21 protein-coding genes are annotated in these 26,807 nt (G+C 71.6%); 8 read left to right on the top strand and 13 right to left on the bottom strand.

From position 1 onward, the window contains the following. Positions 1–165: 165 nt before the first annotated feature. The 6 genes from ACZ6I3_RS35680 to ACZ6I3_RS35705 all read right to left on the bottom strand — a co-directional run bounded on the left by ACZ6I3_RS35680 (position 166) and on the right by ACZ6I3_RS35705 (position 5,944). Complete coding sequence (locus ACZ6I3_RS35680) at positions 166–1,122, bottom strand: ABC transporter substrate-binding protein (protein ID WP_469420373.1); 957 nt, start codon at positions 1,120–1,122, stop codon at positions 166–168. A 63-nt stretch (positions 1,123–1,185) separates the two neighbouring features. Further along, positions 1,186–1,851, bottom strand: coding sequence for an ABC transporter permease (locus ACZ6I3_RS35685; protein WP_469420374.1), 666 nt, complete (start codon positions 1,849–1,851; stop codon positions 1,186–1,188). After that, positions 1,848–2,546 carry an ABC transporter permease gene (locus ACZ6I3_RS35690; RefSeq protein WP_399021504.1) on the bottom strand — a complete coding sequence of 233 codons (699 nt, stop codon included), beginning with the start codon at positions 2,544–2,546 and terminating at the stop codon, positions 1,848–1,850. The genes ACZ6I3_RS35685 and ACZ6I3_RS35690 overlap by 4 nt, the downstream gene beginning before the upstream one ends. Beyond that, positions 2,543–3,688, bottom strand: coding sequence for an ABC transporter ATP-binding protein (locus ACZ6I3_RS35695; protein ID WP_469420376.1), 1,146 nt, complete (start codon positions 3,686–3,688; stop codon positions 2,543–2,545). Before ACZ6I3_RS35695 ends, ACZ6I3_RS35690 begins: the two co-directional genes overlap by 4 nt. A gap of 67 nt (positions 3,689–3,755) precedes the next feature. After that, positions 3,756–5,249: a sensor histidine kinase gene (locus tag ACZ6I3_RS35700; protein ID WP_469420378.1), complete on the bottom strand. Its 1,494-nt coding sequence runs from the start codon at positions 5,247–5,249 to the stop codon at positions 3,756–3,758. Next, positions 5,246–5,944, bottom strand: coding sequence for a response regulator transcription factor (locus ACZ6I3_RS35705; RefSeq protein ID WP_469420515.1), 699 nt, complete (start codon positions 5,942–5,944; stop codon positions 5,246–5,248). The genes ACZ6I3_RS35700 and ACZ6I3_RS35705 overlap by 4 nt, the downstream gene beginning before the upstream one ends. Positions 5,945–6,096: 152 nt before the next feature. Here ACZ6I3_RS35705 and ACZ6I3_RS35710 point away from each other — a divergent pair, with 152 nt between their 5' ends. Genes ACZ6I3_RS35710 through ACZ6I3_RS35725 form a run of 4 tightly spaced genes read left to right on the top strand, consistent with a single transcriptional unit; the run spans position 6,097 to position 9,190 of the window. Beyond that, a complete protein-coding gene (locus ACZ6I3_RS35710) occupies positions 6,097–7,437 on the top strand; it encodes a ferredoxin reductase family protein (RefSeq protein ID WP_469420379.1) in 1,341 nt (446 codons plus the stop codon). A 13-nt stretch (positions 7,438–7,450) separates the two neighbouring features. Next, complete coding sequence (locus ACZ6I3_RS35715; protein WP_469420381.1) at positions 7,451–7,864, top strand: FMN-binding protein; 414 nt, start codon at positions 7,451–7,453, stop codon at positions 7,862–7,864. A gap of 4 nt (positions 7,865–7,868) precedes the next feature. Further along, positions 7,869–8,606, top strand: a complete 738-nt coding sequence (locus tag ACZ6I3_RS35720; protein WP_469420382.1) for an FAD:protein FMN transferase — start codon at positions 7,869–7,871, stop codon at positions 8,604–8,606. A gap of 41 nt (positions 8,607–8,647) precedes the next feature. Beyond that, on the top strand, positions 8,648–9,190 hold the full coding sequence (locus ACZ6I3_RS35725) for an MOSC domain-containing protein (RefSeq protein ID WP_469420384.1): 543 nt from the start codon (positions 8,648–8,650) through the stop codon (positions 9,188–9,190). Between the two features lie 22 nt (positions 9,191–9,212). Here the strand turns inward: ACZ6I3_RS35725 and ACZ6I3_RS35730 are convergent, their stop codons facing one another. The 6 genes from ACZ6I3_RS35730 to ACZ6I3_RS35755 form a co-directional block, all read right to left on the bottom strand. Beyond that, positions 9,213–10,151 carry a Dyp-type peroxidase gene (locus ACZ6I3_RS35730; RefSeq protein ID WP_469420385.1) on the bottom strand — a complete coding sequence of 313 codons (939 nt, stop codon included), beginning with the start codon at positions 10,149–10,151 and terminating at the stop codon, positions 9,213–9,215. 121 nt (positions 10,152–10,272) lie between these two features. After that, positions 10,273–12,333, bottom strand: a complete 2,061-nt coding sequence (locus tag ACZ6I3_RS35735; RefSeq protein ID WP_469420387.1) for a beta-galactosidase — start codon at positions 12,331–12,333, stop codon at positions 10,273–10,275. Between the two features lie 29 nt (positions 12,334–12,362). Next, positions 12,363–13,181 carry a carbohydrate ABC transporter permease gene (locus ACZ6I3_RS35740; protein WP_469420389.1) on the bottom strand — a complete coding sequence of 273 codons (819 nt, stop codon included), beginning with the start codon at positions 13,179–13,181 and terminating at the stop codon, positions 12,363–12,365. Then, positions 13,178–14,119, bottom strand: coding sequence for a carbohydrate ABC transporter permease (locus tag ACZ6I3_RS35745; protein ID WP_469420391.1), 942 nt, complete (start codon positions 14,117–14,119; stop codon positions 13,178–13,180). The genes ACZ6I3_RS35740 and ACZ6I3_RS35745 overlap by 4 nt, the downstream gene beginning before the upstream one ends. Before the next feature lie 88 nt (positions 14,120–14,207). Beyond that, positions 14,208–15,557, bottom strand: coding sequence for an ABC transporter substrate-binding protein (locus tag ACZ6I3_RS35750; protein ID WP_469420392.1), 1,350 nt, complete (start codon positions 15,555–15,557; stop codon positions 14,208–14,210). Between the two features lie 23 nt (positions 15,558–15,580). Beyond that, entirely contained in the window at positions 15,581–16,642 is a 1,062-nt protein-coding gene (locus ACZ6I3_RS35755) for a LacI family DNA-binding transcriptional regulator (RefSeq protein WP_469420394.1), read from the bottom strand. Between the two features lie 235 nt (positions 16,643–16,877). On the opposite strand from ACZ6I3_RS35755, the gene ACZ6I3_RS35760 reads away from it, so the two are divergent. After that, entirely contained in the window at positions 16,878–20,006 is a 3,129-nt protein-coding gene (locus ACZ6I3_RS35760) for a beta-N-acetylglucosaminidase domain-containing protein (RefSeq protein ID WP_469420396.1), read from the top strand. Between the two features lie 55 nt (positions 20,007–20,061). Here ACZ6I3_RS35760 and ACZ6I3_RS35765 read toward each other — a convergent pair whose 3' ends face one another. Beyond that, positions 20,062–20,826, bottom strand: a complete 765-nt coding sequence (locus ACZ6I3_RS35765; protein WP_469420398.1) for a sugar isomerase domain-containing protein — start codon at positions 20,824–20,826, stop codon at positions 20,062–20,064. A 120-nt stretch (positions 20,827–20,946) separates the two neighbouring features. Between ACZ6I3_RS35765 and ACZ6I3_RS35770 the strand changes: the two genes are divergently transcribed. From ACZ6I3_RS35770 to ACZ6I3_RS35780, 3 genes are all read left to right on the top strand, one after another. Further along, positions 20,947–21,831, top strand: coding sequence for a MurR/RpiR family transcriptional regulator (locus ACZ6I3_RS35770; RefSeq protein ID WP_469420400.1), 885 nt, complete (start codon positions 20,947–20,949; stop codon positions 21,829–21,831). A gap of 108 nt (positions 21,832–21,939) precedes the next feature. Next, positions 21,940–26,148, top strand: coding sequence for a glycoside hydrolase family 38 N-terminal domain-containing protein (locus ACZ6I3_RS35775; protein WP_469420401.1), 4,209 nt, complete (start codon positions 21,940–21,942; stop codon positions 26,146–26,148). Then, entirely contained in the window at positions 26,145–26,798 is a 654-nt protein-coding gene (locus tag ACZ6I3_RS35780; protein WP_469420402.1) for a peptidyl-prolyl cis-trans isomerase, read from the top strand. Before ACZ6I3_RS35775 ends, ACZ6I3_RS35780 begins: the two co-directional genes overlap by 4 nt. Positions 26,799–26,807 lie beyond the last annotated feature (9 nt).

Genomic DNA, 26,807 nt, shown 5'->3' on the forward strand with positions numbered 1-26,807 from the left:
GGAGGTCCCCCCACCCGCGCGGGTGGGGATCCCCCCCCCCCCGCCCGACCTCCACCACCCCCCCTCCCACCGACCCCCCCCCCCCCCCCCCCTCCCCCCCCCTCCCCGCCCCCCCCCCCCCCCCCCCCCCCCCCCCCCCCCCCCCCGCCCCGCGTCAGCGGAGTGTCAGGCCAGGCCCTGCGACTTCAGCCAGGCCTTGGCCACGTCCAGCGGGTCCTTCTTCTCCAGCTGGACCTGCGCGTCCAGTTCGAGCAGGGCCTTCGTGTCGAGCTTGGCCGAGACCGCGTCGAGTGCCGCGGCGCCCTCCTTGGACAGCTCGCCCTTGCGGACCAGCGGCTGCACGTTCTGGAAGCCGAAGAGGTTCTCCGGGTCCTTCAGGACGACGAACTTGTCCCGGGCGATGGTCGGGTCGGTGGTGAAGAGGTCCGCGGCCTGCACGGTGTTCTTCTTCAGCGCCGTCTGGGTCAGCGGACCACCCGCGTCGAGGGACTTGAAGGACTTGAACTCAAGCCCGTACACCGACTTCAGGCCCACCAGACCCTGGTGCCGGGTCTGGAACTCCGGCGAGCCGCCGAAGTCCAGGTCCTCGGCGACGCCCTTGAGGTCCGCTATGGACGACTCCGGGGTCAGCTTGTACTTCTTCGCGGTCTCCGCGTTGACCGTCACGGAGTCCTTGTTCTGCGCGGCCGACGGCTTCAGCAGCTCCAGCTTGGAGTCGAGCTTGCCCTTGATGGCGGTGGTGGTCTCCTCGACCGTCTTCGGCTTGGCCTTGGCGTCGAGGTAGGCCAGCAGGGAGCCGTTGTACTCCGGCAGCACGGTGACGCTGCCGTTCTTCATCAGACCGTAGGTGGTCTCGCGGCTGCCGATGTTGGGCTTGTAGGTGACCTTGATGCCCTTGGACTTGAGGGCCTCGCCGTAGATGTCGGCGAGCAGGATGGACTCGGCGAAGTTGTTGGAGCCGACGACGACGGCGCCGCCCTCAGCCCCGCCGCCCTTGAGCGGGTCGTCGGAGGTGCCGCCGGAGGAACAGCCCCCGAGAAGAGCTGCCGCCGCGGCCAGCGCGACCGCTGCCGCGCCGGGGTGCCTCGATATGGACCGGGTGCTGCTCTTCCGTGTAGTCATCACCCACTGATCCAAGCCAGCGGGTATTCGGTCAGTCAAGAGCAGCTTGGTCACCAATTGGCGTCATCTCCTGCGCACACCCGGCGACACCGCGACCCGGGCCGCCGCCCAGAACAGCGCGAGCGTGACCAGCGCGAGGACGGCCACCAGCGTCGCGCCGCCCACCACCTTCTCGTAGTTGCGCTGGTAAAGGCCGTCGACGATGTACCGGCCGAGGCCGCCCAGGCTGACGTACGCGGCGATGGTGGCCGTCGACACGATCTGGATGGCCGCCGACCGCAGGCCGCTGAGGATCAGCGGCAGGGCGACCGGCAGTTCCACCTGGAAGAGGATCCGGGACTCGTGCATGCCCATGCCGCGGGCGGCGTCCACCGGCGAGGGGTCGACGGAGCGCATCGCCTCGTAGGTGGTGACCAGGATCGGCGGCACGGCGAGGATGACCAGCGGGATCATCACGGGCAGCATCCCGAACCCCAGCAGGGTGGTCATCAGCACCAGCAGACCGAAGCTGGGCAGTGCCCGCCCGGCGGTGGCGACCAGGGACAGGGCGTTGCCGCCGCGCCCGTAGTGCCCGGTGACCAGGCCGATCGGCAGTCCGATCGCGGCGGCGAGGAGCAGCGCCTGCAGGGTGTACTGGACATGCTCCCCGAGGCGTGCCGGGATGCCGTCGTAGCCCTGCCAGTGGGCGCTGTCGCTGAAGAACGCGTTGACGAAGTTGAGTACGTTCACCGGGCGGCTTCCTCAAGGGCGGGCGCCGGCTTGCGCCGGGCCCTCCCGCTCGGCATCCAGGGCGTCAGCAGCACCCGGACGAGGACCAGCAGGGCGTCGACGAGGATCGCCAGGAGCGCCGTGGTGATCACGGAGTTCCAGGTCAGTTCGGGCCGGTTGTAGATCTGCGCGTCGTGGAGCAGGTTGCCGAGCGCGCCCTGGTTGCCGATCAGCATGCCGACGCTGACGAGGGAGATGCTCGACACGGTCGCCACCCTGAGGCCCGCGATGATCGCCGGTACCGCGATCGGCAACTGCACCTGGAAGTACCGCCGTACCGGCCCGAAGCCCATGGCGGTAGCGGCGGCCAGGGTCTCCGGGGGCACCGAGCGCACCCCGTCGACGATCGCCGGGACGAGCACCACCAGGCTGTACACGGCCAGCGGGATCATCACGGTGAGTTCGGTCTGGCCGGTGTAGTCGATGAGCACGACGAAGAACGCCAGGGACGGGATGGCGTACAGCACGGTCGTCAGGCCGAGGACGGGCGGGTACAGCCAGCGGAAGCGCACGCAGAGCTGGGCGATCGGCAGCGCCAGGAGCAGTCCGGCCGCCACCGGCAGCAGGGCCTCCCGCAGGTGCAGCCCGATCAGCCCGAACCAGCTGTGCTGGAGGTCGCTCGGGATGTCGAAGAAGTTGTGGAGGTAGTCGCTCATCCGGCGACCTTCTCGTCCTCGTCGTCGCGCTCGTCCGCGTCGTCGCGCCGTGCCGCGTGGGCGCCGCGGATCGCCTCGCCGATGGTGTGCTGCTCGACCACACCGGTCACCCGTCCCCCGGCGTCCACGGCGACGGCCCAGCCGGTCGGGGAGAGTACGGCGCAGTCGAGGGCGGCCCGCAGCGAGTCGGTGCCGGGCACGAACGGCCGCCCGTGGGAGAGGAGCCGGTCAGGCCTGATGTCACCGGCCGTCAGATCGTCCGGCGCGCTCCAGCCGAGCGGCTTGCCGTCCGCGTCGGTCACCAGGAGCCAGGGGGCGTCGGGGGCGGCGATCTGCTCGGCGGTGGCGTCGACCCGGATCACCGGGTCGTTGGTCAGCGTGAGCCCCGCGGACGGGAAGAACGACAGGCCCCGGATACCGCGGTCGGCGCCGAGGAAGTCCTCGACGAAGGCGTCGGCGGGGTTGGACAGCAGCTCGGCGGGCGGTGCGTACTGGGCGAGGTGGCCGCCTTCCCGCAGTACGGCGACCATCGTGCCGAGCTTGATCGCCTCGTCGATGTCGTGGGTGACGAAGACGATGGTCTTGCCCAGCTCTTCCTGGATGCGCAGCAGTTCGTCCTGGAGGACCTTGCGCACCACGGGGTCGACCGCCGAGAACGGCTCGTCCATGAGCAGCACCGGCGGGTCGGCGGCGAGCGCCCGGGCCACGCCGACGCGCTGTTGCTGGCCGCCGGAGAGCTGGTAGGGGTAGCGCTTGGCGAGCGCGGCGTCGAGGCCCACGCGCTCCATCAGTTCGGCGGCCCGGTCCCGGGCCTTCTGCTTGCCCCAGCCGAGCATGCGGGGCACGGTCGCGATGTTGTCGACGATCGTGCGGTGCTGGAAGAGGCCGGCGTTCTGGATGACGTACCCCATGGACCGGCGCAGGGTGGTGACGGGCTGCCGCTGGATGTCCTCGCCGTCGAGGAGGATCGTTCCCTCGCTCGGTTCGACCATCCTGTTGATCATCCGCAGGGTGGTCGTCTTGCCGCAGCCCGACGGTCCGACGAGGACGGTGATCGAGCGGTCGGGTATCTCCATGGAGAGCCGGTCGACCGCCACCGTGCCGTCCGGGTACCGCTTGGTGACTGATTCGATCCGTATCAAGGCGCCGGGGCCCTTCGGGTTGGCGGAGACTTCTGGCCATGGTCGTACGCGCTGTTGCCGGACGAGTCTAGACGGCGGTGGTTTCCGGCCCCGGGGCGGCCGGTGGCTCGTTCCCGGTCCCGTTCCCGTCCTGCGGCAGGCGGACGGTGAAGGCCGTCGCCCCCGGCTCGCTGTCCAGCTCGATGCGGCCGCCGTGCGCCCGGACCAGGGACTGGGCGACCGCGAGGCCGAGGCCGCTGCCGCCGCGGTCGCGGCTGCGGGCCTTGTCGACGCGGTAGAAGCGGTCGAAGACCCGGGCCCGGTCGTCGGACGGGATGCCCGGACCGGTGTCGGCGACCCGTACCTCGGCCGAGCCGGGCGCGAGGCACACCTCCACGGACACCTTCGTCCCGGCGGGGGTGTGCACGGCGGCGTTGGTGAGGAGGTTGTCGACGACCTGCCGGATGCGCAGCGGGTCCATCCGCAGCCGCACCGGCCGCGGTCCCGCGAGCACGGTCAGCGGATGGTCGGGGCGGCCCGCGCGGAAGGCGTCGGCGGCCTGGCACACCAACTCGACCAGGTCGGCGTCCTCAAGCCGCAGCGGCTCCTCCACCTCCGCCGCGTCCAGCCGGGCGAGCAGCAGCAGGTCGTCCAGGAGGACGCCCATCCGGGCGGCCTCGGCGCGCAGCCGGGCCAGATGCCGGTCGCGTTCCTCGGGGGCGTTGGCGGCGGCGTACTGGAAGAGGTCGGCGTAGCCGCGGACCGACATCAGCGGGGTGCGCAGCTCGTGCGAGGCGTCCGCGACGAACCGGCGCAGCCGCTGCTCGGCCTCCGCGCGCACGGCGAGGGAGTGGTCGATGTGCTCCAGCATCGTGTTGAAGGCGGTCCGCAGTTCGTCCACCTCGGGCCCGCCGTCCCGGCCGTCCGCGCGCAGCGGCAGCCGGGCCGCCGACTCGGTCAGGTCGTGCGAGGCGATGCCGTGCGCGGTGGACGCCATGTCGCTGAGCGGCTTCAGTCCGCGGCGCAGTGTCCTGCGGCCGAAGACGACCAGCGCGAGCAGCGCGGCTCCGAAGGCGACGACCTGGATGGTGATCAGCTGCCCGACCGTGTCCTCGATGTCCTCCATGGGCGCGGCGCTGACCAGGACGACCCCGGGCTCGACCTGGCAGGCACGCAGCCGGTAGGAGCCCGCGCCCTTGAGGTGCTCGGTGCGCAGGACTTCCGTGTGCGCGGCGGTCTGCGCCCGGGCCAGGGAGGTGAAGTCGTCGACGTCCTTCGGCAGGTCGGCGGGGTCCTCGGGCCTGCGCAGCTCGGGCGTGCCGTCCGAGACGTCGTACACGGCGTAGAACCAGCTGTAGTACTTCTTGCCCGAGAGCGTGCCGTAGTCCGCGATGCTCTTGGACTGGGCGATCTGGGCCTGTGCCAGCTGGGTGTCGAGCTGGGCCGAGAGATAGTCCCGCATGTACGTGGTCAGGGCCGTGCCGACGACCGCGAACACGACCAGCGCCAGGGCGCCGAGGCCCAGGGCCAGCCGGGTGCCCAGGCGCATCCTGCGGTAGGTGCGGCGCAGTCTGGCGATCACTCGGAGGCCTGCCGCAGCACGTACCCGAAGCCCCGCACGGTGTGGATCAGGGGCGCGCCGCCGTCGTCCGTCTCGTCGAGCTTGCGGCGCAGCCGGCTGACGACCAGCTCGACGACGTTGGACCGGCCGCCGAAGCCGTACTCCCAGACGTGGTCGAGGATCTGCGCCTTGGTGAGCACGGTGGGCGACTTGCGCATGAGATAGCGCAGCACCTCGTACTCGGTCGGGGTCAGCGACAGCAGCCTCTCCCCGCGCCGCACCTCGCGGGTGTCCTCGTCCATCGTCAGATCGCCGACCTGGAGCACGGACCGCTGGAAGGCGGGCCCCGCGCTGCGCCGCAGCACGGTCCGCAGCCGGGCCATCAGCTCCTCCACGGCGAACGGCTTGACCAGGTAGTCGTCACCGCCCCGCGTCAGGCCCGCGACCCGGTCGGCGACGCCGTCGCGCGCGGTGAGGAACACCACCGGCACCATCGTCCCGGAGGCGCGCAGCCGGTCCAGGACGCCGAAGCCGTCCACGCCGGGCAGCATCAGGTCGAGCACCACGATGTCCGGGTGGAACTCGGCGGCCCGCCTCAGCGCGTCCTCGCCGGTGTACGCCGTGACCGCGTCCCAGCCCTCGTAGCGGGCGACGGTCGCGACCAGGTCGGCGATGGGCGGGTCGTCGTCGACGACGAGGAGGCGTACTTTTTCCACCCGCTCATAGTGCTTCACGTGTCCTGCGCCTCCATAGCCGCTCGTGGCTTCGCTGCGGGATCGATAATCACTTGAAAGTTGAGCGACAGTATTTCGACAGCTCCCCCGCGACAAGCTCGGTATCCCAGGATCCGATCAAGGAGCTGCCGACCGTGACGACCCTCCAACAACCTCCCGCGGCGACCCGCGCGGGCGTGCGCCCCAGAGTGGTGGGGCGCACCGGCCTGTACGCGCTGCTGCTCGCCAACGCGGTCGTGGTGGCCGTGTTCTTCGTCCAGGCCGGCTTCGCCTCCAACACGCTGATCGTGCTGGGCCGGCTGACCGGTCTGTACGGCTCACTGCTCATGGCGTTCCAGCTGCTGCTGGTGGCCCGGCTGCCCTGGTTCGACCGGCGGATCGGCATGGACCGGCTGACGTCCTGGCACCGCTGGACGGGCTTCTCGGTGCTGTGGCTGCTGCTCGCGCACGCGGTGTTCATCGTCTTCGGCTACGCCCAGTCCTCGTCCCTGGACCCGGTGAACCAGCTCGTGGACCTCGCGGAGACCGTCGAGGGCGTGCTGCGCGCGATCACCGCCCTGGCGATCATCATCGTGGTCGGGGTGGTCTCGGCCCGCTCCTCCCGGCGCAGGCTGGCCTACGAGACCTGGCACTTCATCCATCTGTACACCTACGTCGCGGTGGTGCTGGCGTTCACGCACCAGGTCGCGGCGGGCACGACGTTCGCCTCGTCGTCCGCGGCGAAGACGTACTGGTACGCCGTGTGGGGCGGTGCCCTCGCCTCGGTCTTCGTGGGCCGTCTGGTACTGCCGCTGTGGCGCAACCTCCGCCACCGGCTCCGGGTGACGGCCGTCGTCCCCGAGAACGACCACGTCGTCTCCATCTACATCACGGGCCGCGACCTGGACCGGCTGCCCGCCCGGGCCGGACAGTTCTTCCTGTGGCGGTTCCTGACCAAGGACCGCTGGTGGCAGGCCAACCCGTTCTCGCTGTCCGCCGCCCCGGACGGCCGTACGCTCCGGCTGACCGCCAAGCGCGCGGGCGACGGCAGCGCGGCCCTGCGGCACCTGAAGGTGGGCACCCGTGTGTTCGCCGAGGGCCCCTACGGCGCCTTCACCACCCTGCACCGCACCCGCCCGGACGCCGTGCTCATCGCGGGCGGTGTCGGTGTCACGCCGATCCGGGCCCTGCTGGAGGAACTGCACGGCCACGCGGTCGTGATCTACCGGGTGGCCACGGACCAGGACGCCGTCCTCTACGACGAACTGCGCGACCTCGCGCTCGCCAAGGGCGCGGAGCTGCACCTGGTGACGGGACCGGCCGTGCCGGACCGGCTGGCGCCCGGGGAACTGGCCCGTCTGGTGCCGGACATCGCCGGCCGGGACGTCTATCTCTGTGGCCCGCCGCCGATGATGAACGGGGTGCTCGGCAGCCTGCGCGAGCTGGGCGTGCCCAAGCCGCAGATCCACTTCGAACGCTTCAGCCTGGCCGGATGACGAGGAGATTGTCGTGAAACGAGCCATACCCGTCCTCGTCCTGAGCATCGCGGGCCTGATCCCGGTCTGGCGCTACGCGCCCTCCCAGGACACCGGTTCGTCGTCGACCGCCACCGAGGCCGCCGCTCCGGCCTCCACGCCCTCGGCCTCCTCGTCGGGTGGCTCCACGACCACGGTCGTGAAGGGCTCGGCCCTCGACACCGAGAAGGGCCCGGTGCAGGTCGAGGTCACCTTCGACGGCGACAAGATCGCCTCGGTGCGGATGCTGCAGCAGCCGGACCATCCGCAGACCACGGCCGCCGTGCCCAAGCTGATCGAGGAGACGCTCCAGGCGCAGAGCGCGGACATCGACACGGTGTCCGGCGCCACGGTCACCAGCGACGGCTACAAGGAGTCGCTCCAGGCCGCCATCGACGCGAAGGGCTGAGGCGATGCGGCGCGTCGAGCACGTGATGGGGTTCCCGGTGTCGGTACGCATCGACGACAAGGGCTTCCCCGAGGCGGCGGTGGACGGCCTCTTCGCCTGGCTGCACGAGGTCGACACGCGGTTCAGCCCGTTCCGGCCGGACAGCGAGGTGTCGCGGCTGGACCGTGGGGAGGTGTCCGAGCCGAGCCCGGCGCTGCGCGAGGTCCTGGACCTGTGCGAGGAGTACCGGGTCGCGACCGGGGGCGCGTTCGACGTACGCCTGCCGGGGCGCGGCCTCGATCCCTGCGCCGTGGTGAAGGGCTGGTCGGTGCAGAAGGGCGCGGAGCTGCTGGCGGCGGCCGGGGCGCGGCGCTTCTGCCTCAACGCGGGCGGTGACGTGGTCGCCGTCGGCGGCCCCTGGCGTGTGGGCGTCCGGCATCCCGAGCACGCCGACCAGTTGTGCACGGTCCTGGACCTCACGGACCGGGCCGTCGCGACGTCCGCCCGCTACGAGCGCGGCGACCACATCGTCGACGGGCGTACCGGGCGCCCGGCGACCGGGCTGCTCAGCCTCACGGTCGTCGCCCCCACCCTCACCGAGGCCGACACCGTCGCGACGGCGGCCTTCGCACTGGGCGCCGAGGGCGTCGAGTGGGCGGCGGCCCGGGAGGGTTGTGAGGTCTTCGCGGTGGACGCCGGGCGGCGGGTGCTGCGGTCGGCGGGGTTCCCCGGGGAACGGACGGCGACGGAGCCGACCGGTTAGGCTCCTGAAGGATCACTGCCGAACGGAAGGGGGCCGAAGGCATGAGCGCGACGGTGACGGCGGTCAGCAGCAACGGCGAGTACTCGTTCACCAAGCCGAACCGGGACAGCATCACCCTGCTGGCGGGGCTGGGGGTGGAGGGCGACGTCCACGCGGGGGTGACGGTCAAGCACCGTTCGCGGATCGCCCAGGACCCCACCCAGCCGAACCTGCGCCAGGTGCACCTCATCCACGAGGAGCTCTTCGCCGAGGTCGCGGACGCGGGATTCGAGGTGGCGCCCGGCGCGCTCGGGGAGAACATCACCACACGCGGCATCGACCTGCTCGGCCTGCCGGCCGGCACCCTGCTGCACATCGGCGAGGCCGCGGTGGTCGAGGTGACAGGCCTGCGCAACCCCTGCGTCCAGATCGACGCCTTCCAGGACGGGCTGCTGAAGCAGGTCGTCGGCCGTGACGAGGCAGGCCGGATCGTGCGCAAGACCGGCGTCATGAGCATCGTGCGCGAGGGCGGAGTGGTGCGCCCCGGCGACTCCATCGAGGTGCGGCTCCCCGCCGAACCGCACCGGCCGCTGGAACGCGTCTAGTCGAGCGCCGGCGACGGGCCTGTCAGCTCTCGGGCAAGGCCTCCAGGAAGTCCGCCGGCGGTATGAAGAACAGGCTGCCGGTGACGGCCCGTGAGTAGTCCAGCAGCGGGTCGGGCCCCGAGCCCGGCCCGCCGAGGAACATCTTGCGCAGCATCGTCTCGGGTATCCCGGGCGTGCGCGCGTAGGCCACGAAGTACGTGCCGAACTCCCCGTGCCCCGGCCGCCCGAACGGCATCGCGGAGCGCAGGATCTTCTGCTCCGAGCCGTCCGGGCCGAGCACGGTGTTGACGTCCTTGTGGGAGCCGGGCGCGTCGAGTTCGAGGTTGGTGAGCTTGGTGCGGCCGATCACCTTCTCCTGGGCCTCCACGGCGAGGGCGTCCCACGCGTCCACGTCGTGCAGGTACTTCTGCACCATCGCGTAACTGCCGCCGCGGAAGGCGGGATCCTCCTCGCCGACCAGGGCCGCGTCGGCCGCGGGCGGGCCGACGGGGTTCTCGGTGCCGTCGACGAAGCCGAGGAGGTTGCGCGAGTCGAAGTAGGCGAAGGCCTGCGTCTCGTCCCGCACGGTGACCGCGCCGCGCAGCCGCCGCACCAGCTCGGCGGCGAGGGCGAAGCACAGGTCGGTGCGGGCGGCCTTGATGTGGAAGAACAGGTCGCCCGGGGTGGCCGGGGCGTGGTGCCGGGGCCCGGACAGTTCGCGGAACGGGTGCAGTTCGGCGGGCCTCGGCCCGCCGAACAGCCGTCCCCAGGCCCGGGATCCGACCCCGGCGACACAGCCGAGACCGCCGTCGGGGCTGGGGAAGCCGACGGAGCGCACCAGGCCCGCGAGGGAGCCCAGCGCCTCCCGTACGGCGGCCTCCCCGCCGGGCTCGATCGTGGCGACCAGGAACACCGCGATCGACGCCGGCGGGTTCAGCAACGGCTGTGGCAGCGTCTCTCCCGGGGGCAGCGGTGACGTCATGGCTTTCCCATCCCTTCGCCGGCCGACACGGCCCGCCCGCTCCCCCTCCGGGGCGGCGCGGCCCCTCACACGATGCCCAGCGAACAGGCGGCCGGAACTCCTCGGCCGGAAAGGATGGTTGCTACCCGGCCTCGTCCTGAAGCACCTTCACGTCCCAGGGCCCGAGCGGCACCGCGTCCGCGTACACGGTCTCCGACAGCACGTCCCGCACCGCCGCTGGCACCGGTACGGACACCTCGTCCCACGACCAGTTGTGCAGGAAGCGCACGCGGCGGCCGTCCCGGGCGGTCGCCGAGGTGGCCGTGACGCTCGGGTGGGCGGGGCGCCAGGCGCCGTCCGGGGCGTACCGGTCGAACAGGGCCCGGGCGAAGACCGGGTCGGGGACGGTGCCGACGTAGGTGATGCGGCCGGTGCCGTGGCGGTGGGTGGTGACCGCGGGCCAGCGGCCGAAGTGCGGATGCGTGTACGCCGCCAGGGTCTCGGCGCCCCGCGTCCGCAGTCCGTCCGTCCAGTGCAGGGCGTGCGCGTCGGCCGGGAGGGGGAGGGAGTCGGTGCCGGTGACGGGCAGCGGGTCGCGCAGGTTGCTGAACTCGTCGTACGTCACCCCGGCGGCCTCGGCCAGGCGGCCCGGCTGGAGGTCGGTGCGGGCCCTGGCCTCGGTGTCGCCGTAGCCGGTGCGGGGGCCGAGGACGAGATGGCCGCCGGCCTCGGCGTAGGCGCGGAGCCGGTCGAGAACGGAGTCGTCGGCGGCGTAGTAGCCGGGGACGACCAGTACGGGCGGCAGATCGGCGTCCGGGAGCTGCCCGGGATGCAGGACGCGTGCCTGAAGTCCGGCGTCGAAGGCGCCCCGGTAGAAGGCGTCGAAGATCCTCTCGTACGACCTCCCGTCCGGGTTTCCGTCGGTGTCGGCGAGCGGCGGCTGGCCCTTGAGCGCCCACTTGCTGGGCCCGTCGTACAGGAAGGCGACGTCGGCGTCCGGGGTGAGGGAGGCGACCAGGTCCCCCGCTTTCTCCAACTCCCCTCCCAGTGCCGCCAGTTCGCGATAGACGCGGCCGGGCCTGCCGTTGTGCGGGAGGATGCCGCCCCAGTAGGTCTCGGTGCCGAAGTGCAGGGTGTGCCAGTGCCAGTACTCGATCATCGAGGCGCCCCGGGAGATCAGCGCCCAGGCGGCCTGGCGCCACTGGCCGTCGTACGCGGGGCGGTTGTCCCACGGCCCGCTGATGGCCTGCGCGTTGGTCTCGGTGACCAGGTAGGGCTCCTGGCGGGAGGAGTACATGCGGTCGGCGCTGCGGTACAGCGCCCAGGTGCCGTTGGTCGTCCAGTGCTGCCCGTCGCCGTTCACGTCGGGCAGGGCGAGGGCGTGCTGCATCGTGTAGTACGGGTTGCCCGCGGTGACGTCGAGGCTCTCGGTGAGCCGGTCGTCCTCGACGCCCTGGCGGTCGTAGGAGATGCAGGTCGTGACGAACTGGCCCGGGCGGGTGTACTCGCGCACGATCTCGGCCTGCCAGGCGATGAACTCGGTGGTGAGCCGGGCCTGGAAGCGCCGCCAGGCCAGGTCGTACTGCGGCTGGGCGTTGCCGTCCGGGGTCCACAGGTCGGCCCAGGTGGACAGCCTGTGGGACCAGTAGACGAGGCCCCATTCGCGGTTGAGGGTCTCCACGTCGCCGTACCGTTCGCGCAGTTCGTCGGTGAAGCGCTGGAAGACGCCGTGGTTGTGGAAGAGGTGCAGACCGGGTTCGTTGTCGACCTGGAAGCCGATGACCGCCGGGTGGTCCGCGTACCGCCCGACGACCTTGCGGATGATCCGCTCGGCGTGGAAGCGGAACGCGGGGTGGGTGAAGTCGACCTCCTGGCGGGCGCCCCAGCCGTGGCGCTCGCCCGTGCGGGACTCGCCCGCGATCTCCGGGTACTGCCGGGCCAGCCACGGCGGCACCGCGTACGTCGGCGTCCCGAGGATGACCGAGATGCCCCGCTCGTGCGCGCCGTCCAGGACCGGCTGGAGCCAGTCGAGGTCGAAGCGGCCGTTCTCGGGCTCCCAGGTGGACCACACCGACTCGCCGACGCGGATCACCGTGAAGCGGGCCTCGGCCATCAGGTCGAGGTCGTCCTTGAGGCGCTCGTACGGCTGGTACTCGTGGTAGTAGGCGGCACCGAACAGGACGCGCCGGGGCAGCTCGAACATGCTTCTCCTTCAGGTGAGTTGGCGGGAGGTCAGCCTTTGACCGCGCCCGTGGACAGGCCTTCGAGGAGCTGTTTGCGCAGCAGTACGAAGAGGGCGACGGCGGGCAGGACGGCGAGGACGGCTCCGGCGAGCACGAGGTCGTACTGCCGTTGCTCCGACACGAACAGGGTCTGCAGGCCCAGCGGCAGGGTGTACTGGGAGCTGTCGGAGACCAGCACCAGCGGCCACAGGAAGCTGTTGTAGCTCTGCAGGAACTGCCAGACGGCCAGGGCGCCGAGCGAGGGCCGCAGCAGCGGCAGCACGATGGTGCGGAAGATGCCGAACTCGCTCGCCCCGTCGATGCGGGCGGCCTCCAGCACCGAGTCCGGAATGGTCTGCACGATGTACTGCTGCATCATGAAGATCCCGAACGCGGGCGCCACCCACGGCACGATCAGCGCGAACCACGGGCTGCCGAGCCCGGTCTTCACGAGGATCACGAACAGCGGCACGAGAACGACCGCGAACGGTATCGACAGCGAGCTGAACATGACGTTGAACAGCAGCCGCTTCCCGGCGAAGCGGAACTTGGCGAAGCCGTAGCCGGCGAGCGCGCAGACGAAGACGGACACGGTGGTGGCGACGACGGCCACCACGGTGCTCATCAGGAACCAGCGGCCGAAGGGCTGCTCGGTGAGCAGGGTGCGGTAGTTGTCCAGGGTGAAGGGGTCGGGGACGAGTCGCGGCGGGTAGCCGAAGATCTCGCCGCGCGGCTTGAAGGAGCCGCTCAGCGCCCACAGCAGCGGGGCGAGGAACCCCAGGAACAGCAGGACCAGGAAGCCGTAGAGGGGCAGGCGGGCGCGTGTCATGAGGTGGCCCTCCCGATGCCGAGGAGACGGTTGACGAGTTGGCTGAGGCCGAAGACGAGGACGAAGAGGACGACGGCGGCGGCCGCCGCGTAGCCGAACTGCTGGCGCTGGAAGGCGGCCCGGTAGATGAACATGGTCACCGAGAGGGTCGACTCGGCCGGTCCGCCGCCGGTGAGCAGATACGGCTCCTCGAAGATCTGGGCCGCGCCGATGAAGGACGTGACGACGACGAACGCCGTCACCGGCTTCAGCGCCGGCAGGGTGACGGTGGTGAAGGTACGCAGCCGCCCGGCCCCGTCGATCGCGGCGGCCTCGTACAGCTCCCTGGGCACGTTCTGGAGCCCGGCGAGGAAGAAGACGGTGAGGTAGCCGGTCCAGCGCCACAGCATGACCAGGGCGATGCTCACCTTGGCGACGGTCGGATCACCGAGCCAGTCGACACCGCCGGTGCCGAACAGGGCCCGCAGCACCGCGTTCGCCAGCCCGAACTGCCGGTCGAAGATCAGGCCGAAGACCAGGGCGACGAGGATCGGGGACACGACGATCGGCACGAAGTAGGCGGTCCGCCACAGGTCACGGGCCCTGAGGCCCTTGGCGTTGAGCGCCTGGGCGATGAGCAGCGCGAGCGGCACGATGACACAGACCGCGACCAGCACGAAGACGGCGGTGTTCCCGAGGGCCCGGTGGAAACTTATGTCCGTGACGAGCAGCCGGTAGTTGCGCAGCCCCACCCAGTGCGGGGCCCCGAGCCCGACCCACTCGGTCAGACTCAGCCACACCGATACCCCGACCGGGACCAGCATGAACAGGACGTAGAGGAGATAGAAGGGCGAGATGAAGAGGTAGGGCGCCCAGGTGCCGCGGGGGCGGCTTTCCTTCCGGCCCGGGTCGCTGTGCGCACGGGCGGTGCCGGGCGACCTGGCAACAGTGGTGGTCACGGTGAGTGCTCCTGTTCCGCAGGGTTCGGCAACGTCCTCAAGGGGCGCGGGGAACTGCGCGACAAGCCCCAACGGCGCCGCACCCGAACTACCGCCCGGCCTGGTCACGAAAATCCGCAGCGGTCTGCTTCAGCGCCTGCCGTGGAGTCAGGTCACCGCGATACGCACGCAACAAGTTGCCCGCCAGGACGTCGTAGAGAATCGACTGGTCCGGACTCTGATGGAACGCCGGCACATCCGGCAGCAGCGACCGATACAGCCCGAACAGCCGCTGCCCCCCGCAGAACTCGTCCTCGTACGCCCCCAGACGCGGATCCTCGTACACGGACCGCCGCGTGGGCAGATACCCGGTCTCGGTGAACCGCCGCACCTGACCCTCGTGGGTGAGCCAGGTCCTGAAGAGGAACTCCGTGGCGGCCCGGGTGTTGGCCTTGTCCTTGACGACACCGAACCCGGTGCCGCCGAGCGCGGCGGTCACCCCACCCCCAGCGGAGAACCGCGGCAGCGCCCGCACACGCCACTTGCCCTTCTGCTCGGGCACGTTGGGCAACAGGCCGTAGTTCTTGTACCAGATCGCCATGGGCAGACCGATGACCCGGCCCTGCTTCAGCGCGGTCTGCATGGCGGCCCCGTAGTAGTCGGCCACGTCGATGACGAACCCGCTGCGCAGCCCCTCGCAGAGGAACCGCAGCACCTCCTCGGCCTCCGGCGAGTCCAGCCGCAGCTTCCCGTCGGCGTCGAAGAACGCGCCGCCGCGCTGGTAGAGCAGCATCTGGAAGGACTGCACGACCTGGCCCGGATCGCTGCCCACCGTGGAGACGACGCACATCGACGCGTTGTGGTCCCGGTAGACCCGGGCACCGGCCTCGGCGAACTCCTCCCAGGTCTGGTCGCCTTGAAGAAGCCCGTACTCGTCGAAGAGGTCCTCGCGGTAGAAGTAGACGACCATCGGGGTGTCCGAGTCGAAGGCGTAGACATGGCCGTCCCGGCTGAAGGGCGCGGTGCGGGCGGGCAGCAGGTCGTCCTTGAGGCCGGGCACGGCCTTGATGTCGGGCGTGAAGTCGTGCAGCAGCCGCTCGGCGATGTCGCCGCGCAGCATGCGCGGGAAGCTGCCGATCTCGAAGCCCACCAGGTCGGGGGTGCCGCGTCCGGCGACGGCCTGGGCGAGGAGCTTGGTGACGATGTCCGGGGGCCCGGAGCGGGTGACCTTCAGGTGGTAGCGGAAGTCGGTGGCGCGGTCGGCCTCCGGGACGCCCTTCACGAAGAACGCCTCGTAGCCCGGGTCGTGGGTCCACAGGGAGAGGGTGACGTCGCCGGAGGTGCGGGGAGTCGTGTCGTCCGCTCCGCAGGCGGAGAGCGCGGCGGCCGTACCGAGGCCGAGGGCTCCGCGCAGCAGGGCGCGGCGGGTCGGAGGGGCAGGGCATGGTGGGGTGTACACACGTGACTCCTCACGTGGTGCGGCTACTGACGGGGAAGCGCGGGGCCCGGGTCGTCGCGTATCGGGCCGGTGGAGGCCCGTACGGTCAACTCGACCGCCTGGTCGGCGGGTTCGGCCGGTGCGGGGCGGCCCTCGATGAGGGCGATCAGTACGTCGACGGCGCGGTCGGCGACGGCGGCGAAGTTCTGCCGGACGGTGGTCAGCGGCGGGGAGAGATAGGCGGCGGCGGGTATGTCGTCGTAGCCGACGACGCTCACGTCACCGGGGACGGCGCGGCCCGCGTCGGCGAACGCGCGCAGGGCGCCGATGGCCATGTCGTCGTTGGCGGCGAACACGGCCGTCACATCGGAGAGTCCGGCGAGCTGCCGCCCGGCGGCGTACCCGGAGGCCGGGCTCCAGTCTCCGGGTGACGGCAGGGGCGGTTCGGGGGCGCCGGCGGCGGCGAGGGCCTCGCGCCAGCCGCGCAGCCGGTCACGGGCGGCCCACCAGTCCTGCGGGCCGGGCAGGTGCCAGACGGTGCGGTGGCCCAGGGACAGCAGATGCTCGGTGGCGAGCCGGGCGGCCGTGACGCCGTCGCCGCCGACCACGGCACAGGTGCCCTGGGCGAGTTCCACGCCCTCACCGACGCTGACCACCGGCACATCGGCGCTGAGCCTGAGCGGCACGCCGTCATCGATGGGCTCGGACAGCACGATCCCGTCCACGCCCTGCTCCAGCAGCGCGTCCACGGCGACCGAGACCTTCTGCCCCTCCAGGGTGCTGGCCAGGGCGACGGAGTACCCGGCGCGCTGCATCGCGCGTTCCAGGGCGATGAGCAGGGTCGAGGGGCCGTAGAGCGAGCTGCCCAGGGAGACCACGCCGATCCGCCGGTAGCGGCCGAGGAGCAGGGCCCGGGCCGCGGTGTTGGGACGGTAGTCCAGTTCGCGGATGGCCCTCAGGACGCGGTCGCGTACCTCCGGGCTGACGTGCGGCTCGCCGTTGACGACCCGGGAGACGGTCTTCTGCGACACCCCGGCGGCCCGTGCGACCTCGGTCATGCCGGGACCACGGCGGCGACGGCCGCCTTCCGCTCCGGTCGTCGTCATGAGGGCTCCCAGGAGGTGGCACGAGCATGGACTACGTAGTCAGTCCACAGCTCACTGATGGGATGAGCTTGTTTGACTACGTAGTCACGCCAGTGTGGGAGTCCGGGCGGGCGGCGTCAATGCTCCGGGCAGAGCCGATCTCCGACAGCCCATTGATTGCTTGATTCAGCATCTCTAGCATCACTCGGTGGCTCCATTCACCTCTCCCTTCATCCCTCCCCGGGAAGGAGAATCCGTGTTCCCAGCCACTCGTCTCAGACTGCCCGGCGCCGCGCTGCTGCTGGCACTGGGCCTCACGCTCGCGCAGGTGCCGCCTTCGGCCGCCGCACCGGACGAGCCCTCGAAGGCCGCCGCCCCGCCCCAGGTGTGGCCGCGGCCGAAGAGCATGCACGCGGGGCCCGGCCGCCTCACGGTTCCCGAGCGGGTCGTGGCGGTCGTCGGGCGCGGGACCGATCCGTCGGCCCTGCGGGTCGTCGAGGCCGTCCTGCGCGACGCCGGAGCCAAGCGGATCGTGACCGTCGGCAAACCGCCCGCGAAGGCCGGGTTCACCGTGTTCCTCGGCGGCCCGAAGGAGAACACCGCGACGGCCTCGGCCCTGAAGCGCCTCAAGTCCCCCTCCCCCGCGGGACTGCCGTCCGGCGGCTACGTTCTCGCCTCCGGCCGCAAGGAGGGCCGCACCCTCCTCGCCCTGTCCGGCACCGACCGCACCGGCACCTTCTACGCGGCCCAGACCCTGCGCCAACTGGTCAAGAAGACCGTGCCCGTGGTAACCGTCCGGGACTGGCCCACGGCCGCGCTGCGCGGAGTGATCGAGGGCTTCTACGGCACCCCCTGGTCGCACACCGAGCGGCTGGACCAGCTCGACTTCTACGGCCGCACCAAGCAGAACGTCTACGTCTACTCCCCCAAGGACGACCCGTATCTGCGCGCCCAGTGGCGCGACGAGTACCCGCCCGCCGAGCTGCGGCAGTTGAAGGAACTGGTCGACCGGGCCGACGCCAACCACGTCCGCTTCACCTACGCCCTCTCACCGGGGCTGTCGGTCTGCTACTCCTCGGCCGCCGACATCAAGGCCCTCACCCGCAAGTTCGACTCCCTGTACGCCATCGGCGTGCGCTCCTTCGCGATCCCGCTGGACGACATCAGCTACACGAAGTGGAACTGCCCCGCCGACGAGACGGAGTTCGGCACGGGCGGCGGTGCGGCGGGAGCGGCGCAGGCGCATCTGCTCAACGAGGTCTGGAAGGACTTCTCGGCCGGCCACTCCGGCCTGCACCCGCTGGAGATGGTTCCCACCGAGTACTCCGACCTCGCCGATTCCCCCTACAAGAAGGCGCTGCGGGAGAAGCTGGACCCGTCGGTGGTCGTGGAGTGGACCGGCGTAGGCGTGATCGCCCCCACCATCACCGCCGACCAGGTCGCGAAGGCCCGTGAGGTCTACGGCCATCCGATCCTGGTCTGGGACAACTACCCGGTCAACGACTACGTCACCAGCCGTCTCCTGCTCGGCCCCTACACCGGCCGTGAGCCCGGCGTGGCGAAGGCGGCGACCGGGGTGACCGCCAACCCGATGGTGCAGGGCCAGGCGAGCCGGCTCGCCCTGTTCACCTCCGCCGCCTATCTGTGGAACCCGGACACCTACGACCCCCGGGCCGCCTTCCTCGCCTCGGTCCGCGACCTCGCCGGAGACGGAGCCAGTGCCAGTGCCGGAGCCGGAGCCGCCAAGTGGCTTCGGATCTTCGCCGAGAACAACTACTCGTCCCAGCTGGACCCGACCGAGTCCCCGACGCTGAGCGCCCTCATCGCCAGGTTCCGCAAGGCGTACGACGACGACTCGGGCCTCGACCGTGCCGCCGCCGCGCTCCGGTTGTACTTCGGCGACATGGCCGCCACGCCCCGTGAACTCCGGGCCCGTCTCGACAATCGGGGGTTCCTGGAGGAGACCTCGGCCTGGCTGGACAAGCTCGGCCGCTACGGCACCGCGGGGCGCACGGCCGTGGATCTGCTGCTGGCCGGCAAGCGCGGTGACTCCGACGCGGTCGCCACGTACTGGAACCGGCTGAGGTCCCAGCGCAAGGAACTGGACGCGATACCCCAGCAGGTCGCGCCGGGCGTGATGGACCGGTTCCTCTACACGGCGATGATCGAGAACGCGCCCGACCCTGGCGTGGACGCGGCCTTCGCGCCCGGTTCCGTGAGCCTGAAGCCGGGCGGTTCCGCGAAGATCACGCTCTCCCTCTCCGACAAGGCCGCCACCACCGCCCGGACGGTGACCTGGAAGCTGACCGCCCCCGACGGCGTGTCCGTCTCGCCCGCCGAGGGCACCGCGACCGTCCCGGCCGGGGGCAGCGCATCGGCGACGGTCACCATCACGGCTGGGGAGAACGCGAGTGCCGGGGTGCGGTCCGTCGGGGTGGCGGGCGAGGGCGTGCTCGACCGTGCGCTCCCGGTCCAGGTCACCGACGGCACGGGCTCGCCGAGGGCGCTGACGGCCAACTTCAGCGGGGCGTCGGTCAGTTCCGTCGATCTGTCCTCGAAGAAGACCACGAACGTCGCCGTGGGCGCCAACCCGGGTGAGGTGGTGACGAGTGCGGACGGACGTACCGCCTACGCGGCCAACCAGGGCTCGAACACGGTCAGCGTGATCGATGTGGCGCAGGGGAAGGTGACCGCCACGGTCCCCGTAGGCAAGGTCCCCGCCGGGCTCGTGCTCACCCCGGACGGCCGCACCCTCTGGGTCGCCAACTACTCGGACGGCACGGTCCAGCCCGTCGACACGGCCTCCCTCGCCCCGGGAGCGCCCGTCCAGGTCGGCAACGGGCCCGAGAACCTGGCGATCACACCCGACGGCCGGACGCTCTACGTGCCCAACATCAAGGACAACACGGTCACGCCGGTCGACCTGACCACCCGGAAGGCTGCTGCCGCCGTCCCCGTCGGCCCGAGCCCGTTCAACATCGTGGCCGCGCCGGACGGGAAGACGGTGTACGTGTCCAACTCCGGTGGCTCGACGGTCACTCCGATCGACACGGCCACGAACGACACCGAGCCGACCTTCCTGGTCTCCGGCCAGGCCTACGGTCTCGCGCTGTCCCCGGACGGCCGGACCCTGTGGGTCAGCCCCAGCACCGGCGACACTGTGACGCCCGTCGACACGGTCACCGGCGCCCCCGGCGAGACGGTGGCGGTCGGCAGGTCCGCCTTCGACGTCGCCCTGGACTGGAACGGCGGCACGGCGTACGTCACCACCGCCGACGCGGGCGCCCTGGTCCCCGTCGACACGGAGTCGGGTGCCGTCGGGGCGCCGCTGACGACAGGCGCGTATCCGCTGGCCGTCGCGCTGACGCCCGTACCGGTGAAGTGAGATGGGAACGGCCGGGGCCCCTCAGCGGGGCCCCGGCCGTTCCGTACGGTGCGGTTCAGCTCGCGGTGCGGCGGATCCGGCCCGCGTACCTCTTCTCCAGCTCCAGGTTGCCCTCGAATCCGCCGGGCACGTTGGCCGAGACATAGACCGGAGGGCGTTCGCCGGTGGCGAGGAGGCGTCCGGCGGCCTCGGCGACGGTCATCTGGACCAGCATCACGCCGGTGAGCGTGGACAGGGCGCAGACCGAGCCGCCGCCGGGGAGTTCGAGCAGGGAGTCGCCGCGCGGGGCCGCGTTGTCGAGGACGACGTCGGCGATGTCGGCCAGCTTCCGCCCGCTGGGATGGGCGGCGGGGACGGCCCGGGTGTGAGTGAGGGAGGTGAGGGCCAGGACGCGGTGGCCGTGTTCCTTGGCGTGCAGGGCCAGCTCCACGATGACGTTGTTGACGCCGGAGTTGGAGATGACGACGAACAGGTCCTGGGGGTTCGGGGCGGCGAGGTCGTAGATCCGCTGGGCCACCCCGGCCTGCCGTTCGAGGAGCGGGTCGTCGAGGACGGCCGGGTCCTCGCCGCCGTAGAGGACGAGGTCGGCGATGCTCAGCCGGTTGGTGGGGACCAGTCCGCCGGCGCGGCCGGCCAGTTCGAGGACGAGGGCCTGCGAGTGGCCCGTGCCGAAGGCGTGGACTACGCCGTCCGCGCGGACGCACTCGGCGACCAGGTCGGCGGCGGCGGCCACCTCGTCGCGGGCGGACTCGATGACCTGGTGGAGGACGGCGAGGCTCTCCCGCGCGAACCCCTGGGCGCTCACAGACTCGACGGACACGCGACACACTCCCCACTGATGGATTGAACCACCCTACACTTCTCCATCGATGAATCTATAAACCATATCGGGTCCTGGTATTCAAGTCATGCGCGGAAGGGTGGCTGGTACCTTCTCCCCATGCCTCCCACGGACGTCACCACACTGATCCGCACCGAGCTGCCCCGGCTGGCGGGCTCCCTGCGGAAGGTCGGCGAGCTGATCCTGGAGGATCCGGCCGCCGTCACCCACTGCTCGGCCGCCGAGCTGGGCCGCCGCACCGGCACCTCCCAGGCGACCGTGACCCGCTTCTGCCGGGCCATCGGCCTCGACTCCTACCAGCACCTGCTGATCGAACTGGCCCAGGAGCGCGGCCGGGGCGAGGTGTCCGACTGGGGGACCGCCGAGATCGGCCCGGACATCTCGCCGGACGACAGCCTGGAGCGGGTCGTGCAGGTCGTCGGCACGGCGGACCTGCGGGCCATCCAGCAGACCATCGACCGGGTCGACCTCGACGCGCTCGAACGCGCGGCCCAGGCCCTGGCCCGTGCGCGGCGCATCGATGTCTACGGTGTCGGCGGCAGTGGCGCGGTGACCCAGGAGACGGAGACCCGGCTGTTCCGCATCGGCTGCTCGGTCCGCGCCTGGACCGAGGTGCACGCGGCCGCCACCTCGGCGGCCCTGCTCACCCCGGCGGACGTGGCCATCGGCATCTCCCACTCCGGGACGACCCGCGAGACCCTCGAACCGTTCGAGATGGCCAAGGAGCGCGGCGCCACCACCATCGCCCTGACCACCGACCCGCGCTCGCCGCTGTCCAGGTCCGCCGACATCCGGCTCATCCCGTCCTCGGCGGAGACCAGCTTCCGGGCCGAGAGCATCAGCAGCCGGCACTCCGTGCTGATGCTCGTGGACTGTCTCTACGTCCGGGTCGCCCAGCTCACCTACCAGCGGGCGAGCGCCTCGCTGGCGCTGACCGACCACATCACCCCGCAGCACGCGGTGAAGTCCCGCCGGACCAAGTGAATCCGGCCGAGGGTGCATGGATGAACCACCAAGTTGACGTGAAGGTGGTTGTTTGAATCATTCCTGCCGTGCAGGATGGGGCTCCCCCAGAGCACTCGTAGGAGCCCCATGCGTGTCACCTCTGCCGAGTCGACCGAGCTCTTCACCGGGACCACCGAGCAGCCGCGCCAAGTGGTGGCCGTCGAGCTGAGCCACGCCCCGGGCCGGACGGTCCGGCTCACCGTCGGGGGCCCGGGCCTCACCGGCACCGCGGAGACCACCGTCGGCGAGGACGGCACCGCACGCGCCGAGATACCCGTGACCGGCGAGGACCTGGTGCCCGGCGACCGCCGCGAGATCACCGTCACCGCCACGGACGGGGACGAAGTCACCACCCGCACCGGCGAGTTCACGGCGGCCGAACCCGGCTGGACCATGTTCATGGTCAGCCACTTCCACTACGACCCCGTCTGGTGGAACACCCAGGGCGCCTACACCGAGACCTGGGACGTCGCCGACGACCCGGCGAGCAGCGGACTGCCCGCCCGTACCTTCGACTCGCGCGGCCAGTCCGGCATGAGCCTGGTCCGGGCCCACTGCGACCTGGCCCGCCGCGACCCGGCGTACACCTTCGTGCTCGCCGAGGTCGACTATCTCAAGCCCTACTGGGACTCCTTCCCGGAGGAGCGCGCCTTCCTGCGGCAGCTGATCCGCACCGGCCGCGTCGAGATCATGGGCGGCACCTACAACGAGCCCAACACCAACCTCACCGGCGCCGAGGCGACCGTGCGCAACGCCCTGTACGGCGACGGCTTCCAGCGCGGGATCATCGGGGCCTCGCCCGAGACGGCCTGGCAGCTGGACGCCTTCGGGCACGACCCGCAGTTCCCGGGGCTGATGGCGGACGCGGGGATCAGCTCCAGTTCGTGGGCGCGCGGCCCGTTCCACCAGTGGGGGCCGACGCTGTCGGTGTTCGGCGAGGAGCCCAGGGACCCGGGCCGGATGCAGTTCCCGGCCGAGTTCGACTGGATCGCCCCCTCGGGGCGCGGCCTGCTCACCGCGTACATGGTCAACCACTACGGCGCCGGCTGGGCGATCGACAACGCGCCCACCCTGCCGGAGGCGAACGCCGCCGCGTACCAGCTGTTCCAGCGGCTCAAGCAGGTCGCGCTCACCCGCAACGTACTGCTGCCGGTGGGCGGGGACTACGCGCCGCCGTGCCGCTGGGTCATGGACATCCACCGCGACTGGAACGCGCGGTACGTGTGGCCGCGGTTCATCAGCGCGATCCCCCGGGACTTCTTCGCCGCCGTCCGCGCGGAACTGGAGGCGGAGGGCCGCAAGGCATCGCCCCAGACCCGGGACATGAACCCGGTCTACACGGGCAAGGACGTCTCCTACATCGACACCAAGCAGGCCCAGCGCCGCGGTGAGTCGCTGCTCGCCGACGCCGAGGCCTGGGCGACACTCGCCTCCCTCGTCACCGGGCACGCCTATCCGGACGCGGCCCTGGACAAGGCCTGGCGGCAGCTCGTCTACGGAGCCCACCACGACGCCATCACCGGCTCGGAGTCGGACCAGGTGTACATCGACCTGATGACCGGCTGGCGGGAGCTGCACGACCTGGCCGTGAGCGTGCACGCCGACGCGACCCAGGCCCTGGCCGACCAGGTCGCCCCCGGCGACGGTCCCGACCTGGTCGTCTTCAACTCCGCGACCTGGGCGCGGCGGGACGTGCTGACGGTCGACGACCCGGGGCTCGTGCCCCGGGGACTGCCCGCGGTCCGCGAGGACGGCCGCGTCCATGTCGTCGTCCCCGAAGTGCCCGGCATGGGCTACAAGACGCTCCCGCTCGCCGAGGGGACCGTCCCCGGATGGGAGCCCGCCGAGGGTCTCACCATCCGCAACGAGTTCTACGAGGTGACGGTCGACCCGGCGCGCGGCGGTGGCGTCTGCAGTCTGCGCGCACTGGCCGAGGGCGGCCGGGAGTTGCTGCGGCCCGGGGACATCGGCAACGAGATCGTCGTCCAGGAGGAGTACCCGAGGCATCCGCGCTTCGGCGAGGGCCCCTGGCACCTCACCCCGACCGGCACGACCGCCGCCCGCGGCCGGGACGTGACCGCCGAGGTGCGCGCCGAGCACTCCGCCGCCGGTTCCCGGATCACCGTCACCGCCGACCTCGGCCTCTTCCGCTGCACCCAGCGCCTGACGCTGTGGCAGGGCGTCGACCGGCTCGACGTCACCACGACCCTCGACGGGTACGACGGCGCCGACCGGCTGATCCGGGTGCGCTGGCCGTCGGACGTACGGGGCGGGCTGCCGGTGCACGAGGTCGCCGACGCGGTGATCGGGCGCGGGTTCGGGTTCGTCGAGGTGGACAGCGAGCGGTTCCCCTGGACGCTGGACAACCCGGCGAACACCTGGTTCGGCCTGGGCTCCACCGCCCGGGTCGCGGTGCACGACGACTCCGGCACGCTCCTCGGGCACCGCTCGATCGGCGTCGCCGAACTCGTCTACTCCGACTGGGACACGGCGGGCGATCTCGGTGCCCCGCTCGCGGCGGCCCTGGTCCGGGCCGGGGTCACGGCGACCTCGACCATCGCGGGCGGGCCCCGCTACGGCGACCTGGAGGTCGACTCCAACCTCCCCGACATCCGGATCGCCGTCGGCGGCCCCGACCGCAACCCCGTGGTCGCCGAGGCGCTCGGCTGGGACCCGGCGGCCGGACGGGAACTCGGGCGGCAGCTCGCCGACCGGGGCGTGGCCGCCGTCTGGGTCGCGCCGCGCGCCTCGCTGCGCGAGGAGTGGATCCCCGGGGCGGACCTGCGCGACCTGGAACGCCTGCCACTGCTCGTGGTGGCGGGCGCCCGCCCGGAGGACGACGCCAAGGCGGTCGACGCGCTCGTCGCCGACCTGGACGACTTCACGGTGACGGCCACGGCAGCGGGCGGCGGGGAGGCCCTGCCGCCCGGTGACGCCTGGGACGGTCGCGGCTTCGCGGTCCTCAACCGTGGCACGCCCGGCTGCGTCATCACCTCCTCCGGCGACCTCTACATGTCCCTGATGCGCTCCTGCACCGGCTGGCCGTCCGGCATCTGGATCGACCCGCCTCGCCGCACCGCCCCCGACGGCTCCGGCTTCCAGCTCCAGCGCTGGTCGCACACCTTCGAGTACGCCGTCGTCGCGGGCCCGGGCGACTGGCGCGAACTGCGCCTGCCCCAGGCCGGGCACGCGTACAACCGCCCGCTGACGGCACGGCTCCGGCGTTCCTCGGGCGCCCTCCCGAGGGAAGTCGCTCTGCTGGGCCTGGAATCCGACGGCGAGGTACTGCTCGACGCGTTCAAGCCGGCCGGCTCCCCGCTGGCCCGGGGTGGCGCGGCGCCCGTGGATCCGGGGCAGGGCGTCGTCGTTCGCGTGCACGAGGCCGACGGACGCCCGGCGCGGGCCCGGCTGTCCGGCCCCGTGGCCTGGTCGGCGGGCGCCCGCGCCGACGTCCTGGAGACGCCCGGGGAACCACTCGCCCCGGACGCGGACGGCGCCTTGGGAGTAGAGCTGTCCGGCTTCGAGGTCGCGACGATCCTGGCCACACCGGCCCATGCGCCGGACCTCGCACCCGGACCGGGCGCCGACGCCCACGAGCCCGCCCAGCCGGTCGCCACCCGTTACTGGCTCCACAACTCCGGCCCCGCCCCACGCGGCAACATGCCCGTCGCGGTCTACCTCTCCCCCACCGCCCTCACCGCCGACGCCCCGGTCACCGCGACCGTCCGGGTCTCCTCGGAACTCACCGACGCCCCGGTGTCGGGCACGGTGACCTTCGACGCCCCACCCGGCTGGACCACCGACCCCGCCGAACTCCCCTACGCCCTCGGCCCCGGCGGCTTCACCCTCACCGACATCACAGTGACACCGCCCCCGGACGCGGCCCCCGGCCGCCACTGGCTCGCCGCCCGGCTGTCGTACGGCGGCCAGACGTACGAGGACGTGGTGGCCCTGGACGTACCGGACGGGCACACCGGCCCGACCCTGGTGACGGATCTGGGAGTCGAGCGGGTGACCGTCCGCCGGGGAGAACGGGCCCGGGTCCCCGTGACCCTGCGGAACCCCACCCACGCCCCCGTCAACGGCACGATCTGGGCCGTGTCCTCCTGGGGCACGTGGCCCGGCGTCACCCCGGGCTGCCAGGGCTTCACGGTGCCCGGCGGGGAGCGGGGCGAGTCGGTCATCGAGGTGAACGGCGACGCGGTACCGCCCGGGTCGTACTGGCTGATGGCCAAGATCGCCTGGCACGGCTGCGTGGCGTACACGAAGGCCGTGGAGCTGGTGGTGACGCCATGACGTCTGAGCACGCGGCACGCGTCCGGGGCGAGGCGATCCCGAGGGAACGCGTGGCCGCCTTCTTGAGTGGGGGCGGTACCTCGCCCCCCAGGGGCGCGGGGAACTGCGCGACCAGCCACAACGACGCCGCACCCGCAAGACGACACCGCCAACAACGGCGCTGGGCAACCCAGGTGGTCATCGCGGACGAACTCGCCCGCCGCGCCTGCGCAGAACGAGGCCTCCCCCCACCCTCCGATCCTCTCCCGACGCACCCGCTGAACGTCCCCGAGCCCGACGTCGCCACCCTCGGCAGCATCATCGCCGCAGCCCTCACCCACTCCCCCGCCGCCCGAGCCCTGCTCACCGACCTGGAACGCGAGCAGGACATCCCCGAGTCGGCCGTACGGGACTACTACGACCGCAACCAGGACCGCTTCCTCACCCCCGACGCCCTAAGCCGCGGCGTAGACCCCTACACCGAACCCGCTCCCACGGACATCCATCCGTACCGGCACGTACGCCCCGGCATCGAACAAGAACTACGCCAAGCCGCAGCCCACCGCGCCTTCTTCACCTGGCTGGACGAGGCCCGCGCGGACGTCGAGTACGCCGAGGGCTACGAACACCCCGGCGACCCCACGCACCAGGACCACGAACACCGCCACTGAGCAAAACCA

The organism is Streptomyces sp. NPDC041940 (assembly GCF_055589465.1).